Source organism: Chitinophaga sp. RAB17 (assembly GCF_052114225.1).
GTDB lineage: Bacteria > Bacteroidota > Bacteroidia > Chitinophagales > Chitinophagaceae > Chitinophaga.
Genome location: NZ_JBFREI010000002.1, coordinates 52,167 through 68,184, shown reverse-complemented (window position 1 = coordinate 68,184; position 16,018 = coordinate 52,167). Strand labels below are relative to the sequence as shown.

Here is a 16,018-nt window from a genome sequence, read left to right as displayed (position 1 = left end):
ATAGGTTGTTCGTGTTGTAATCACTGGCAATCCGCTGCGACGAATTGCCAGGCAAGATAGTTCATCATAGGATATTCACAGGCGAAAGGAATAACAGGACAGCGCTTAATTTACTTCAACTCATCAAGCGCGATATTCAATTTTAACACATTAACAGTAGACAGTCCCAGTACGCCCAGCACAGGTGCTTTGGTGTTGGCATCCACCAGTTGTTTCAGGCGGTCAGCAGCAATACCTCTGTGTTTAGCCACTCTTGGGATTTGTACATACACCGCTTCAGGCGTAAGGTGTGGGTCAAGACCGCTCGCAGAAGCAGTCACCAGCTCTGCAGGGATATCGGATTTTTTCACATCCGGATTATGCACCATAAAGGTGTCGATTCTTTCCTGCACCGTTTTCAGGTAGTCAGGGTTGGCAGCTGATTTATTGGATCCACCGGAACCGGCGGCATTATAATCTACGGTAGAAGGACGGGGCTGGAAATATTTATCATCAGAAAATTTCTGTGCAATATTTTCATAACCCACTACTTTGCCATTACGCACCACCTTTACACCATCCCCGTTACCAGGAGCCATTTTAGCTACACCAGCCAGGAATAAAGGATATATTCCGCCCAGCAATACCACCAGTAATAAAGTGAGTTTTACAGAAGGCCAAAGATATTTTTTCATCTCTTTAAATTTTAATCATTTAGAATTACATGAAAAGCGCAATCAGCATATCAATCAATTTGATACCTATGAAAGGCGCAATGATACCACCTACGCCATATATCAGCAGGTTCCTGCGGAGCAGGGCACTGGCGCCGATTGGCTTGTAGGCCACACCGCGTAATGCCAGCGGAATCAGCATCGGGATAATGATGGCATTGAAAATAACCGCACTTAAAATAGCTGTTTCAGGGCTATGCAGTTTCATGATGTTAATACCCTGTAATGCAGGTATAGACGTCACAAACAAGGCAGGCACAATAGCGAAGTATTTAGCCACGTCATTGGCAATAGAGAAAGTGGTGAGTGTACCACGTGTCATCAGCAACTGTTTACCGATTTCCACTATTTCAATCAGCTTGGTAGGATCGTTATCCAGGTCCACCATATTACCGGCTTCCTTTGCTGCCTGGGTACCACTGTTCATTGCTACGCCTACATCAGCCTGCGCCAGGGCAGGAGCATCGTTGGTACCATCACCCATCATGGCTACAAGGCGACCTTCATTTTGCTCCTTCCGGATATAACTCATTTTATCTTCCGGCTTGGCTTCCGCGATGAAATCATCCACACCAGCCTTGGTAGCAATATACTTAGCCGTGAGTGGGTTATCACCGGTCACCATTACCGTTTTCACACCCATTCTGCGCAAACGGTCGAAACGTTCGCTGATACCTGGTTTGATGATATCCTGTAATTCAATAACGCCTTGTACTTTGCTATTAAGCGATACTACCAGTGGGGTACCACCATCATTAGAGATGGCTTCTACTTTCGCCAGGGTTTCTGCAGGAAAGCTAAATCCTTCTTTTTCTGCCAGTCGTTTAATGGCATCATACGCTCCTTTACGGATACGGTTACCATCAGGCAGGTCAATACCACTGCTGCGGGTTTCAGCGGTGAATTTCACCAGGCTGGCGCCGCTGACAGATAATTTATTTACTACGTCCTTACCGGCCAGTTCCACGATGGACTTACCCTCCGGTGTTTCATCAGATAAGGAGCTGAGTGCACAGAGGCGAATAAATTCTTCGCTGGAAATACCGTTGGTAGCGTAGAAGTTAGTAGCCTTACGGTTACCGATGGTAATGGTACCGGTTTTATCCAGTAACAGCACATCGATATCACCGGCGGTTTCTACCGCTTTACCGGATTTGGTGATCACGTTGGCACGCAGTGCACGATCCATCCCTGCAATACCGATGGCAGATAACAAACCGCCGATAGTAGTTGGAATTAAACATACAAACAAGGAGATGAAGGCCGCAATCGTGATAGGTGTTTGTGCGTAGTCGGCAAAAGGTTTCAGTGTTACGCATACAATGATAAACACCAGCGTGAAACTAGCCAACAGGATAGTGAGCGCAATTTCATTCGGCGTTTTCTGCCTGCTGGCGCCTTCTACGAGGGCAATCATTTTGTCCAGGAAAGATTCACCAGGTTCGGTGCTCACCCTTACTTTAATATGGTCGGATAATACTTTGGTACCACCTACTACGCTGGACTTATCGCCACCGGCTTCCCGGATCACCGGTGCACTTTCACCGGTGATGGCTGATTCGTCAATGCTGGCAAGACCTTGTACGATCTCACCATCTGCGGGGATAATATCGCCGGCTTCACATACGAAGATGTCGCCTTTACGAAGGGTAGCAGAAGAAACGATTTTTATTTCGTTGGTGAATATTTCACCGATCAGCTCTACTTTTTTAGCGGGTGTTTCTTCTCTTGTTTTACGCAAGCTTTCTGCCTGCGCTTTACCACGTGCTTCTGCAATGGCTTCTGCGAAGTTGGCAAATAATACGGTGAGGAAAAGCACTACAAATATCGCTACGTTATAGGCCGCACTGCCCTGATCTTTGGCACCGGTAAACAGCGCATACAGCGCTACTATCAGCATTACAACGGTACCTATTTCCACGGTGAACATCACCGGGTTTTTAATCATCAATCTTGGATTCAGCTTCACGAAGGACTGCTTCAGGCTCTCCATCACCAGGTCTTTCGGAAACAATTTATTATCATGCTTCATGGTAGTCAGTCATTAAAAAATTACAGGGAAAAATACTCTGCGATAGGACCCAATGCCAGCGCCGGGAAATAAGACAAGGCAGTGAGAATAACAATCACAGCAAATGTCATGGCACCGAAAGTGAGTGAATCTGTTTTCAGTGTACCGGCAGATTCAGGCACATATTTCTTGGAGGCCATCAAACCTGCAATCGCCACCGGTCCTATAATAGGCAGGAACCTGCCGAGGATCAGTACAAATCCGGTAGAAACGTTCCAGAATACGTTACCATCTCCCAAACCTTCAAAACCAGAACCATTATTGGCATTGGCAGAAGTATACTCATACAGCATTTCAGAGAAGCCATGGAAACTGGGATTGTTTAGCCACGCCGAGGGCTTCACCGCCCAGTCCGCATTTGGATGATGCGATAACACAAAGGCAGATAATGCTGTACCAGCCAGGATCAGGAAGGGCGATAACAGCGTAATGATGGCTGCAATCTTTACTTCCCTCGCTTCCAGTTTATGCCCCATGAATTCCGGTGTACGGCCTACCATGAGTCCTGATATAAATACTGCGATGATAATGTAGATGTAATAGTTCAGGATACCTACACCACAACCACCATAAAGACAGTTCAGCATCATACCCAGCAACTGCATCAAACCGGTCATAGGCATGGTGCTATCGTGCCAGCCACATACAGAACCAGTAGATATAATGGTGGTCACCGTACTCCAGTACCCGGTAGCGGCAGCGCCAAACCGCACTTCCTTTCCTTCCATGGCCCCCGTGACCTGGTGTATGCCCATTTTGGCAATTTCCGGGTTCCCGGCCATTTCCTGTTGCATGGATGGGATCAGTAAACATATCATCCCAATGGTCATGATCCCGAATATGACATTGGCGAATTTTCTTTTCTGTATAAACATGCCCAATGCAAAAACCATCGCAATAGGTATCACTACCTGTGCCACCATTTCTGTCATCCAGGTAACGTAGTTCGGATTTTCCAGCGGGTGTGCGGAGTTGGCTCCAAAGAAGCCACCACCATTTGTTCCCAGGTGTTTGATGGCCACAAATCCGGCCACCGGACCACGGGATACATTCACGGTATCACCCTGCATGGTTACAATGGTATCCTTGCCGGCGAAGCTGGCAGGCATTCCATTAAATATAAAGATGAGTGCAATGACAATGCTGAGAGGTAACAGGATACGGGTAATTGTTTTCAGGAAAATATCCCAGAAGTTACCCAGCTTGGTAGTCGTTTTTTCTTTCATCGCCTTAAACACTACTATCAGGGCGGCAATACCAGTAGCAGCACTTACAAATTGCAGGAAGGCCAGTACAAATAATTGCGTGAAATAGGTAACACCTGTTTCGCCGGAATAGTGTTGCAGGTTACAGTTTACCACAAAGCTGATGGCGGTATTAAACGCCAGATCAGCCGACTGTCCCGGGTTGCCATCCGGATTCAGCGGCAGTTTATCCTGGAAAAACAACGCGAAGAAAGCATATACAAACCAAACGAGATTGATCGTCAGCAATGCTTTCATGTGCTGCTTCCAGTCCATTTCTTCCTTCGGATTAATCCCGGAAATTTTGAAGAAAAGGCGTTCCAATGGCGACATAAAATCGGACCAGGTCCGCTCACCCCGGAATATTTTTACGATGTACCTGGACAGTGGCCAGGCTAGCAACAGCGTGATGCCATAGGTGGCAATTACGCCTAAAAGTTCTGTTGTCATTTCTATAGTTAGTTAAAAAAGCTTTGCGTATAGGCGTGGGAGATACTACTCCAATCAGAATTTTTCAGGTTTCAACAGTACATATATCATGTAGCCGAAAACGAAAAGTGATAAAACGAATAATGCAGTCATAATAGTTGAGTTAGATCTTTTCGAAATAGTCTACCGATTTAAAGAATAAGGCAAAGCAGGCCACCCCCGCCAATACCAAGAGAATAGTCATCATCATAAAAGGTTGTTTTATATAGCAATTGTTTGTAAATGCTGGATCCTTACGTTCTTCAGAGATAAAGGCAGTAATTCCTTATGCTTTCCGCAGATCAGCGGAGATAACGTATACATAAATGCGCTCTCGATAGCGTTACGCAATGCATTACTTCCATTATGGTACAGTACCCCCGCTACAGTGAAGCAACGTTTCACCTCGTGCAATTGTTCACTACGTATCATACGCCCGGTATAATCGGCGAAAGTGTGAATCACTTTACTAACGGAACCTTTGGCAGGTACCTGTTCCTCAGCGGGAAATGTAAATCCCGGGATCTGTAAACCTATTAGCTGAGAGATTTTCGAGTCTGGTAGCATCTGGATCAATTTGTTTTGATACAAATAGGGCAATGCCATTAGAATGCCAGCATGGTGGGAAGTAACTATTATTGATATATTTAATTGATTATCAATATTTTAAAAAATAGTTTAGGAAGAAGGGAATGAACAGGGTGTAGGAAAACCATGCAGAAATGGTAGGGTGTATGCAAAAATGAAAGTGTTTGCTTATAAAAAGAGGAGATAACTAAAAGGCACTGCATGTTCCAATATTACAAAAATCATCATCCGTCAGCGCGGCCAAAGCCTACAGTATTACGAAACATCTGTGGGGATACATCCGTGTTCGCCTTAAAAAAGCGGCTGAAATAAAACTCGTCATCATAACCCAGTTCATACGCGATTTCTTTTACCGCCTTATTGGTCAGGTACAGCTCCCGCTTGGCTTCTACAATGATACGTTCTGCAATAAGGTGGGTAATGGTTTTATTGAAGTGCGTCCTGGTAATACGCCCTAAGGCCTTGGTGGAAATATTAAGCAGTGTCGCATAATCACCGGCACTGTGTTTCACCTTATAATTACCTTCAATGGCATCTTTGAGGTGTTGTAAAATAAGGGGTTCTTTGTACTGGCTGTCCGACAATAAATTCAATGCCTCCTGCTGCTGGATCTTTAACCGCGAAGCCGTTACCAGGAATATCTTAAGATAGGAAATCAGCGCATCATACTGCGCCAGCTCCTTATGCTTCATTTCCATCTTCATCTGCTCAATGATCATATTGAAAGTGGCCGCTGCGCTGCTGTCTACTTTCACATAGGGGGCCTGGTAAATGTTGTTAAACAACACGCCATTGCAGGACACCTCTTTATGATGCATATGAATACAGAAAAAATCAGGATGAAACTGCAATGCCACCCCTGTCAAACGGGACTTGGTACAGAACATAAACGGCTGATAAGGGGCAAATGCCAACAGGTTATTATCATCAAAGTCATAAGATGAAAAATCTGATTTCAATGTTCCGCTTCCCTGATGCAGCCAAATCACAGAATAGTAATTATTGCGCTGCACATGGTCAAAGTGATTGTTATTCTCAAAGGAGAATAGTTTCAGGGCAAGGTTTCCCGTAGCCGGATCCGTAAGTGTATAAGCAGCAGATGTGTCCATAATAGTGATAACAGTTTGATAATAAACAGGTGCGTGCACTTTCACCTGCTTATTTATATGCGTAAAATTAAACTATTGCAGCATGTGCTGTTACTGGTGGAAAATCAATTTCCGTTTCAGCTGTATTATTAAAATAATTGGTCAGGATATTTAATCCTACATGGCCTATCACTTCTCCAATTTCACCTTCTGTTAAACCTGCCGCTTTCACAGCATCAACATCTTCATTACTCACATGACCATTTTTACTCACCAGTGTTTTAGCAAACTGCAGGATAGCCTGTGTTTTAGCATCTGCCGCTTTACCTTCTCTGGATGCAGCCAAAGCTCCGGCATCAATTTTTACCAGGTTGGTACCTATAAAGGTATGGGCCGACAGGCAGTAGTCGCAGCTGTTACTTTCTCCTACTGCGAGTGCAATCAGCTCACCCGTTTTTGTACCCAGACTTCCGCCACCGAGTGCGCCGCTCAGTTGGAGGTACCCGTTCAGCAGGGCAGGGGAGTTACCCATTGTACGCATCATATTGGGAACTACGCCCAGTTTACCTTGTACGGCATTAAACAGTTCTTTGGTTTTACCGGAAGCGGTGTCAGGATTCAATGCAGTTAATCGTGCCATGTTTTTAAGTTTTTACTTTGTGAAGATTTTATACTGTTATTATTGATAGCACAAAATTGACACAAAGCAACCGGCTATACCATGCAGAATTAACGCAATCGCATGGACAATTTTCCCGGACACCTGAACACATAAAAAAAGGGGCGCCTCAGGCACCCCCTTTTCACTTATTTATATACCGTTCATTAACTGAACAAGTACAATACATCTTCCTTCGTCAACTTCTTCACAAAACCACTGTCGTCAGAAATAATTTCTTTTACCAGTGACTTCTTGCGTTCCTGCAACTGCAATATCTTTTCTTCCACTGTGTCTTTACAGATCATGCGGTAAGCGAAGATATTTTTCGTTTGTCCGATACGGTGCGTACGGTCAATCGCCTGTTGCTCTACCGCCGGATTCCACCATGGGTCTACGATGTATACATAGTCCGCTGCGGTGAGGTTCAAGCCCACACCACCGGCTTTCAGTGAAATCAGGAATACGCGGCACTCATCGTTGTTCTGGAAGTTCTGAATGGCTTTTTCCCGATCTACTGTAGAAGTACTCCCATCGAAATATTCGTAAGGAATTTTGAGGTGCTGCATCCGGTCGCGGATCAACCCCAGCATTCCCAGGAATTGAGAGAAGATCAGCACTTTGTGGTTGCCGATGTTTTCAGATATTTCGCGGGTCAGTTCATGCAGTTTCACAGAGTGATTCGGATACTGCTCCGTATCGTTGAGGATAGCAGGAGAATCGCAAATCTGCCGCAGCTTCATCAAACCTTGCAGGATGGTGAGCTGTGAACGCTCCATACCCTGATCTTCAATAACACCGAGGATTTTAGAGCGATAGGTGTTACGGTAAGCATCATAAATATGCCGTTGTTCCGCATCCATTTCGCAGAAGATCACCGTTTCTATTTTTTCCGGCAGGTCTTTCGCCACCTGTTCTTTGGTACGGCGAAGAATAAACGGATAGATCAGTTTACGCAGGTGTTCTTTTCTTTCTTCATCCTGGAATTTATCGATGGGCGTAGCAAATTCGTTGCGGAAAAAGTCTACACTACCGAGCATACCCGGATTCAGGAAGTTCATCTGCGCATAAATATCAAAGGTATTATTCTGCATAGGCGTACCACTAAGCGCCAGCCTGTTTTTTGTTTGTAACAGCTGCGCCGCTTTGGTAACCTTGGATTGCGGATTTTTGATGGCCTGTGATTCATCAAGAATCACATAGTCAAACTCCACTTTCATGAGCAGCTGAATATCGCTGCGCAAGGTGCCATAGGTAGTAATAATGGCATCAAATTTCACCAGTTCTTCTGACGATTTCAGTCGTGCAGGGCCATGGTGGATATGATGTCTGATATCCGGTGTGAATTTCTTTATTTCATTTTCCCAGTTGTAAATCAGCGTGGTAGGACAAACTATCAACGCCATTGTTTTACCACCGTTCTTGTTTTTGTAATACTGTAAGAAGGTGAGTGCCTGAATGGTTTTACCCAACCCCATGTCATCGGCGAGAATACCGCCCCATTTGATGTCATCGAGGTAGTTGAGCCATTGGAAGCCGCTCTCCTGGTAAGGCCGCAGGGTAGCCATTAAATTCTCAGGAAGCGCAATATTGCGGATCTCATCGAACTGCAGCAGTTTGCGGCGCTTTTGTTCCAGCTCCAGTACTACTGCTTCATCATCTATAAACTCATACAGTTCATCGATTACGCTGAAGTTGTATTTGCTGAGCTTAAGACCTTTATCTTTTTCTTCCCCGACTTTAAAGAGCAGGGAATATTTGCGCAGCCATTCTTCCGGCAGCAGCCCAAGGGAGCCATCTGCCAGCTGAACATAGTTCTGTTTGTTGGCCAGTGCATTTTTAATATCCTTGATACTTACTTTCTGATCTCCATATAATACTTCGATCTGTGCGTCAAACCAGTCGATGCCCGAGCTGATCTGTAAATTGGTAACCGGTTTATGCGAACTGAATTTAAAGTTGCGCAAGTTATCAAATCCGAACACACGCACATTCATTTCTTTCAGGGCATCAAAGAAGAGGAAGAACCAGTTGTTCTTCAGGGCCTCTTTCGCACGCAGATAAAAATAGTTGTGGTTATCGTGTTGAGCGAAATTCGTATGCAAGGTGCGGAGCTTGGCTACAAATTCTTCTTCCGCCTCTTTATTACGATGGATGATGAGTACTTTGTTGCCTTCCTGCACGGTGATCTTGCTCTCATCATTCCATTCTACTTCCTGGCCGCGGTAAGCGAAACCTGGTTGTATGATAAATGTTTCACCCAGTTCTTTCAGGAATACGCGGGATTCAGGCATGATATCATCTACCTCGGCCAGCAATCCTTTGTCGAACTGGATATCGTACTGCCGGCTTAAAGGCAGCAGGTAATCTTTCAGGTAAGCCGGCCATTCCTTGTTGGCGATGCGCAGTTTACCGCTTTGTCTGAAGAGTTCCACGTGCAGGGCATCCTGTGGACTTTCAAACAAATAAATCACCTGTTTATAGAGGAACATTAAAGGGCTTTCCCATTCGTTGTCTGCAACATTTACCAGTTCACCTTCAATATTTACGTAACAGTTTACTTCTACATGCGTATCGCCTGTATGGGTTTTGATCACCAGTTTCAGGCGGTCGGCACCTATTTGCAGCTGTTGTAAATTTTTTGTCTTGAAGGCCTGCCTGTTGGGCAGGGCAAATACCAGTCCGTGCTCAGCCAGCTGGGGGAACAGCTTGGCCAGTTTAGGATGCAGGTATTCCAGCATCAGCTCTTTTGTTTCGGTGGGTAGTTCTTCCGCATTTTCGTGCGTAATATTTTCCCATATACCGGCAAACGGAGAGTTTTTGCTCAGGAATTTGCTCACTTCGCTGCCTTGTAATTTTCGTATAGGCGCTATGAGTTCCCTGTCTTTTTCCTTGTACTGGTAAAAGTCTACGTATTTGGTAAGATCCAGTTTGCTGGCGAGTGATACGAAAGCAGTTTGCTCATCGTTTATTTCGCCGCTGACCAGGTCTATTTTGAAATAAGGATACAACGTTTCGTTGGCATTGAAAACCGCTGCCAGTCGTTGTGTAATGGTAATGGTTTCCTCCGGTGGCGGGGGAGCCGTTACAGGCTGCCTGCCTGCTCCGGCACCGTCTACCCGTTTAATGGTAGGATCGAGTACACGGAGAAATGGTTTGCCATCCATATAAGAGAAGGCGAATTTCCCGTTCAGGTCATCTGATAGAGAGTAGCCGTATAAGGATAACAGTTTGTTTTTCTCTTTATCCCAGTTACGGAGGGTATCGAAGTAAAACGGACCATTTTTCTGCAGCAGTTGGAGGAAGAGGGCTGTTTTATGAACACACAGCGCATGTTCTGTTTCATCGCAGGTGCAGTGGGTATCATAAAAGCGTTCCTCATTCCGTTGAATGATCAGCGGAAATTCTTCTCCATCCAGCTTCAGGAGGGCTTCTACCTTTTCATCTTTGGCCAGTTTTATTTTGGCAGGATGTTTTTTGGCAATTTCTTCTGCCTGGGCGAGGATAGCGCCGGAGGTCAGGAGTTTAATTGATTTGATATCGATAGACTTCATTTTAATCAGCGTGTGCTGCTGATCAAACTGTGTGTCGAAGCTCTCGAAATGATTTTTATCCAGCATTTCCTGTAGCTGGAAAAGCGCGGCTGCTTCGTGCCGGCAGATGTCGCCCAGGTTGTATGGGCATTGACACCGGATGGACATACCTGTTGTTTCTCCATACTTGCTGATGGAAACACGGTAGTAATTGGCATGTGTGTCGCTCTTTACGCGGAAGGTAGCTGATTTCAGTACCGGGTCTGCCTCGATGAGTTCAACGCCCCCGGCCGAAAAAATACGCTTCCCCCTGCGGATCACTTCATCAGTGCCGTTGTTGTAAACATATTTTAGCAAATGGGGTAGCGACATACTATACGTTGTTGCCCGCTTTTATTATCAGCACAAGGGTTAATAGATATATCAAAAAAACTTAACAGCTGATAAAAAGGCAATCCACAAAAGTAAGCAGAAATTTTCTAATAACCCGCAGGCCACTCATCAGGAAGACATGAACCACACCCCGGTTGTCATGGCGAAGTAGCGGGAATTTTTCCTTATCTTTTTTTACAAATATAGATGATTGTTTATCAACCCTTTAATAAGGCTACCGGATGCGCTTCAGGTATCTTTCCAAAGAAAAATCTACCGCTGCAGATGCACCTGTTTTAATATATTTTCCAAAAGCGCCATACATGGCATCGTATACTAAGGGTTTCACCGCCGCATGCAATACATTAATTTCCCGGGCAGATAACGGGATATTATTGGGATAACTATACATCACGGATACCGTTTTTCTATCGGAGGATACCTGGATGACATCACCCACGAGCAACATGCCCTTGCCGGCAGGAGCGTAGAGCACATTACCACCGGCAAAATGGCCACCGCAAAGCACCAGTTTAATACCATCCCACAAGGTTAGTTCATTACCTGACCATAATTTAATAACATCATCGCGGCGTTGCAGCCACTCCGCATCCAGCTGATGTACATACACCGGAATATTGCCAAAAGCATGGCTCCATTCCACGATCGTAGAAAAATAATGCGGGTGGGAGAGTGCAATCGCCTTGATACCGCCCAGCTGTTGTATGATATTTATCGTAGAGGCGTCCAGGTTAGCAATACAATCCCACAGGATGTTACCACCGGGAGTAATGAGCAAGTGCGCCCGCTGCCCGATAGCAAAATCAGGAGTAGAATAGATCGCGTATAAATTGGGAGCTACCAGCTCTATAATATTTTTATGCGTTTTCTGCACCTGCTCCAGGGTGGTCCAGCTTTGGCCGCCCGGATTTACGTATTGGCGGTCGTCTTCGCAGATAGGGCAATGTTCCGGTGTCTTCGCACTGGCTTCATATTGCACCCCGCAGGTGCTGCAGAGATAGTGTGTCATAGTATCTTCTTTATCGTTGGTCCTGAGAATATAGGGATTTTTAAACAAAACAGGCAAACCCATCATTGCCAATGTACTTTGCCTGATCCAGTTTCTTCTTGATGTATCGTCTGACATATTCCATTAATTTTACCCCACAAAACTACGCCGGCCCGATAGCCGGCTCAATGGACATACCTAATAATCTCTTGTACATTTGGACATGCAGCGAAAACAGATTCCATCTCATCGTATACCCGACGGCGTTACGGCCAACATTCCCACCCAGCTGAAAGATGTGCTGGTGGCGGGCATAAACGACGAAGGAAAAATCATGAAACGGCAATATCCCCACCGTCATGACTATTATGAAATTATGTTGCTGAACGACAGCGAAGGTATACATCATATAGATTTCACAGCTTACCCATTCAAAGGACCAGCTGTATTTATGTTGTCGCCGGAGCAAGTACATGAACTGGTGCGTACCAAAGGCAGCAGGGGCTTTTCCCTGAAATTTAACGAGCCGTTTTTCAGCAGTGGCAATGATCCCGACAACCAGTTATACGCCCACTTCCTGTTCGACAACCTGCAAACCTATCCTGTTATTGAGCTGCAACCAGCCGAATACACCCGCTTACATACCCTGATGACGCTGGCGTTGCAGGAATACGACCAGGCGGGCAACGGCGCAGCAGATATCCTGTTTTCCTATATCCGCGTGATCCTGATGGAAATACTGCGTATCAGGAAACAACACCTGCAGGAAACACATCTTCATCCCGGCATACCACAAACACAGTTGCTGGAATTTAAAAAGTTGTTGCATCAACATTTTCATGAACTGCATGAAGTGCAGGACTATGCCGCCAGGATGCATATTACACCCCGTCAGCTGAATACGCTGGTACAAAAACTCACCGGCAAAACTGCCGGCACCCTTATAAAAGAACGTATGCTGCTGGAAGCCAAGCGCCTGTTATTCACAGATACCCTCAGTATCAAGGAAATTGGCTACCAGATTGGCTTTGAAGACCCTGCCTATTTTAATCGTTTCTTCAAAAAAAATATGGGCCTGGCTCCGCAGCAATTCAGGGAACAGGAACAGCAAATGTAAAAAAGTACAATATAAACCACTTTTTATCCATCGACTGGTATGTTGATGTAGTCTACTTTTGTGGTATTACCTAAACTACAATTGCTATGAAAGACAACAACAAATTGGCATTTCTTATTTTACGTATAGGCATAGGCGTTTTATTTACCATTTTTGGTATCATGAAACTGGCCGGCGGCCCTGGTACCTGGGGCTTCCTGGGTGGCACCTTAAAAACGGTGGGGATTGATTTCTTCCCGGTTGGATTTGGCTTACTGGCTAGCCTGGCAGAGTTCCTAGGTGGGCTTGCATTAATCACGGGATTTTTTGTAAGACCATTAGCGATCGGTTTATTCTTAACCATGGTCGTGGCCACGATCTTTAAAGTGAGCAGTGGCGCCTCTTTTGCGGAAATATCTTACCCGTTGACGATGTTGCTGGTAACCACATTTTTTGCGTTGAATAAAGGCAAGGTTTCGTCCGTGTCTGCGGCTTAAAGCGAGATTTTGTCATGGGGCAGGATTATACTGATTTAGATGATTTTCAGGAGTTTTTTAATCTTATAAAATCCAAAAAAAACAAAATTTGGGAAATCATCTAAATCAGTATAATCCTGGGTAAGACAAACTACCCTGCAATCAACTCCCCGTCCTTAAACAGTGGCAGTACATTGGCGCCATCTGCGGTGAGACAGTAATGTATATCTTTTTCCAGCCCATAATTCGCTAAGCGCTTATAGTGGGAGGCCTGTGTCATAAAGGTATAGATATCGCCTTTGGCGGTATTGTAAAGGGTTTCAGCGGCAACAGCAGAGTCACAGTTTACGTCAAAGTGTGCTTTGATGCGACTTACCACGGCGCCGGCAAACAGGGTATCTTCCATGTTTACACGGTCTTTCCAGGCAGCACAGCCGAGAATAACGTTTTGATTTTGCGCGATGAGGTAATCACACACAGCGCTGATATTAGGGAAAGAGCCGGTAATGATTTGTATGGCATCTTTCGCCATGTGCAATAATTTGGTACCGTTGGTAGTGGTTAAAACGAGTGTTTTATTTTCTACAAACTCACGTGGATACTCGAAAGGAGAATTTCCGTGTACCAGTCCTTCTGCTATTCTGCCATCACGTTCGCCGGCGGTGATGCCACCAATGGCGCGGCCGATGTTCACACATTCTTCCACACTGGCGACTGGTATTACCCTGGAGGCACCATTATACAGTGCAGTGCAAATGGTAGAAGTAGCGCGTAGTACATCTATAATAACTACGATACTGCTTTTTACATCAAACAAATGTAGTAAAGCCGGAGATAAACATACTTCCAGGCTGGGTTTGTTGCTTTCTGTCATTCAATTACTTTTAACTTTAATCAAGGATTACTCTCCACTTTTCACTCTCTGCATAACCCTTAATGGCATTATTACGCTCCTGCAGGAGTTTGGTCATATATTTACACAGATAGAATCGTTCAAATACCCGTCCGAACCAGCCGTAGGGCGTTCCAAAATCCATGATATCAATCATTACTGTACCGTTGCCGATTTCTTTAAAGTGATGTTCATGGTTCATGTGGGTAAAGTCACCGGAAGTCATTTCATCAGTAAAGAACTCATTCTGGCGCATCGCGGTGATCTTAGTCGTCAGCTCCCTCATTTTGCCCAGATGTTTTGCTCGCCAGGTCACTGTTTCATTATAGGATATTAGTCCGTTGGTACGACCTTTTATCGCTTCCTCCTGGCGGTGCGACATACTTTTTTTGTGCAGCGTAATGCTCCTGCTCAGGTCAAAGACCCTCTCCAGCGGAGCATGGATGACAGTAGTTAAGTGAATGGTAGGCATAGATATGGTAATAAAATATAAAAATTCCGGTGCACTGAAAACTTTCCAGGCACCGAAATTAACAACTTTAACCGGCTATTCATACATATTCCTAGCTCAGGAATGGCACTTTTACCACTTTTGCTTTCAGGGCCTTATCCCTAACGGCAATAAATATTTCGGTATCCTGCGCTGCGAAAGCTGTTTTCACATAGCCGAGACCGATAGCTTTCTGCATGGAAGGGGATTGGGTACCGGAAGTTACACGGCCAATCACATTACCTGCTGCATCTTTAATTTCGTAGTCGTGACGGGGAATACCTTTATCCACCATTTCAAAACCTACCAGCTTTTTGGTAATACCTTCCGCTTTCTGTTTTGCAAACAACTCGCTGGAGGTAAATGGTTTGGTGAATTTGGTGATCCAGCCCAAACCAGCTTCCATAGGAGAAGTGGTATCGTCAATATCATTGCCATACAGGCAGAAACCCATTTCCAGACGGAGGGTATCGCGGGCGCCCAAACCAATAGGTTTCAGTCCTTTAGGGCCACCAGCTGCGAAAATAGCGTCCCAGATCTTGTCTGCTGCGCCGTCTACATCTTCAAAATAAATTTCAATACCACCTGCACCGGTGTAGCCGGTAGCACTGATCACCACATTAGGTACCCCTGCAAACACGCCTTTTGTAAAGGTGTAGTACTTCATGTTGATGAGGTCTACTTCCGTGAGCGGTTGGAGGATGCTGGTAGCATTAGGTCCCTGGATGGCCAGTAGACAAGTTTTGTCGGAAATGTTGTGCATTTCCACGTTGTTGGTGTTGAACTGGCTGATCCAGTTCCAGTCTTTTTCAATATTGCTGGCATTTACCACCAGCATGTATACTTTATTTTCTTCGATGCAATAAACCAGCAGATCGTCTACGATACCACCGTCGTTGTTGGGTAAACAGCTGTACTGAGCTTTGCCTGCAGTGAGCTTGGATGCATCATTGCTGGTAACGCGCTGAATCAGGTCCAGTGCATTTTCGCCCTTTAAAATAAATTCGCCCATGTGGCTTACATCGAACACGCCGGCGTTTGTACGCACCGCCTGATGCTCATCGTTAATACCAGTGTAGGAAATAGGCATGTTGTAACCCGCAAAGGCGGCCATCTTGGCACCCAGCGCAATGTGTTTCTCTGTAAAAGGCGTGTTTTTCATACTTTGTTTTTAAAACGGGGCAAAAATAGCGATTTGAGAATTATGAACGGCCAACAGAAAGTGGCGAATGACTGTTTTAAGACGAAAGCATTACATTATAATTAGTTAGAATACAATAGGATCGTCAAAAGAACTTCACTCAATTTAGCTATTCGACA

Annotated in this window: 14 protein-coding genes; 2 read left to right on the top strand and 12 right to left on the bottom strand. The window is 45.1% G+C overall.

Annotation, left to right across the window (positions count from 1 at the left end):
- Nucleotides 1–110: 110 nt before the first annotated feature.
- From kdpC to AB4Z08_RS06265, 9 genes are all read right to left on the bottom strand, one after another.
- Nucleotides 111–674: a potassium-transporting ATPase subunit KdpC gene (kdpC, locus tag AB4Z08_RS06305; protein WP_441572886.1), complete on the bottom strand. Its 564-nt coding sequence runs from the start codon at nucleotides 672–674 to the stop codon at nucleotides 111–113.
- Nucleotides 675–699: 25 nt separating this feature from the next.
- The gene (gene kdpB / locus AB4Z08_RS06300; RefSeq protein WP_441572885.1) at nucleotides 700–2,745 is read right to left on the bottom strand and encodes a potassium-transporting ATPase subunit KdpB; all 2,046 of its coding nucleotides are present in this window, start codon (nucleotides 2,743–2,745) and stop codon (nucleotides 700–702) included.
- 20 nt (nucleotides 2,746–2,765) lie between these two features.
- Nucleotides 2,766–4,478, bottom strand: a complete 1,713-nt coding sequence (gene kdpA, locus AB4Z08_RS06295; RefSeq protein ID WP_441572884.1) for a potassium-transporting ATPase subunit KdpA — start codon at nucleotides 4,476–4,478, stop codon at nucleotides 2,766–2,768.
- Between the two features lie 54 nt (nucleotides 4,479–4,532).
- Nucleotides 4,533–4,610, bottom strand: coding sequence for a potassium-transporting ATPase subunit F (locus AB4Z08_RS06290; protein ID WP_441573950.1), 78 nt, complete (start codon nucleotides 4,608–4,610; stop codon nucleotides 4,533–4,535).
- Between the two features lie 108 nt (nucleotides 4,611–4,718).
- Nucleotides 4,719–5,063, bottom strand: coding sequence for a DUF7674 family protein (locus AB4Z08_RS06285; protein WP_441572883.1), 345 nt, complete (start codon nucleotides 5,061–5,063; stop codon nucleotides 4,719–4,721).
- Nucleotides 5,064–5,308: 245 nt separating this feature from the next.
- A complete protein-coding gene (locus tag AB4Z08_RS06280; RefSeq protein WP_441572882.1) occupies nucleotides 5,309–6,193 on the bottom strand; it encodes a helix-turn-helix domain-containing protein in 885 nt (294 codons plus the stop codon).
- Nucleotides 6,194–6,260: 67 nt separating this feature from the next.
- Nucleotides 6,261–6,812, bottom strand: coding sequence for a carboxymuconolactone decarboxylase family protein (locus AB4Z08_RS06275; protein WP_441572881.1), 552 nt, complete (start codon nucleotides 6,810–6,812; stop codon nucleotides 6,261–6,263).
- A gap of 185 nt (nucleotides 6,813–6,997) precedes the next feature.
- Complete coding sequence (locus tag AB4Z08_RS06270) at nucleotides 6,998–10,735, bottom strand: DEAD/DEAH box helicase (protein WP_441572880.1); 3,738 nt, start codon at nucleotides 10,733–10,735, stop codon at nucleotides 6,998–7,000.
- Between the two features lie 235 nt (nucleotides 10,736–10,970).
- On the bottom strand, nucleotides 10,971–11,882 hold the full coding sequence (locus AB4Z08_RS06265) for an MBL fold metallo-hydrolase (protein WP_441572879.1): 912 nt from the start codon (nucleotides 11,880–11,882) through the stop codon (nucleotides 10,971–10,973).
- Nucleotides 11,883–11,967: 85 nt separating this feature from the next.
- Here AB4Z08_RS06265 and AB4Z08_RS06260 point away from each other — a divergent pair, with 85 nt between their 5' ends.
- Both AB4Z08_RS06260 and AB4Z08_RS06255 read left to right on the top strand, forming a co-directional pair.
- Nucleotides 11,968–12,861: a helix-turn-helix domain-containing protein gene (locus tag AB4Z08_RS06260; protein WP_441572878.1), complete on the top strand. Its 894-nt coding sequence runs from the start codon at nucleotides 11,968–11,970 to the stop codon at nucleotides 12,859–12,861.
- 86 nt (nucleotides 12,862–12,947) lie between these two features.
- Nucleotides 12,948–13,337 carry a DoxX family protein gene (locus tag AB4Z08_RS06255; protein ID WP_441572877.1) on the top strand — a complete coding sequence of 130 codons (390 nt, stop codon included), beginning with the start codon at nucleotides 12,948–12,950 and terminating at the stop codon, nucleotides 13,335–13,337.
- 130 nt (nucleotides 13,338–13,467) lie between these two features.
- On the opposite strand, the gene AB4Z08_RS06250 is transcribed toward AB4Z08_RS06255, so the two are convergent.
- From AB4Z08_RS06250 to gcvT, 3 genes are all read right to left on the bottom strand, one after another.
- Nucleotides 13,468–14,190, bottom strand: a complete 723-nt coding sequence (locus AB4Z08_RS06250) for a 2-phosphosulfolactate phosphatase (protein ID WP_441572876.1) — start codon at nucleotides 14,188–14,190, stop codon at nucleotides 13,468–13,470.
- 16 nt (nucleotides 14,191–14,206) lie between these two features.
- Nucleotides 14,207–14,680, bottom strand: a complete 474-nt coding sequence (locus AB4Z08_RS06245; RefSeq protein WP_441572875.1) for an SRPBCC family protein — start codon at nucleotides 14,678–14,680, stop codon at nucleotides 14,207–14,209.
- A gap of 91 nt (nucleotides 14,681–14,771) precedes the next feature.
- Nucleotides 14,772–15,860, bottom strand: coding sequence for a glycine cleavage system aminomethyltransferase GcvT (gene gcvT / locus AB4Z08_RS06240; protein WP_441572874.1), 1,089 nt, complete (start codon nucleotides 15,858–15,860; stop codon nucleotides 14,772–14,774).
- Nucleotides 15,861–16,018 lie beyond the last annotated feature (158 nt).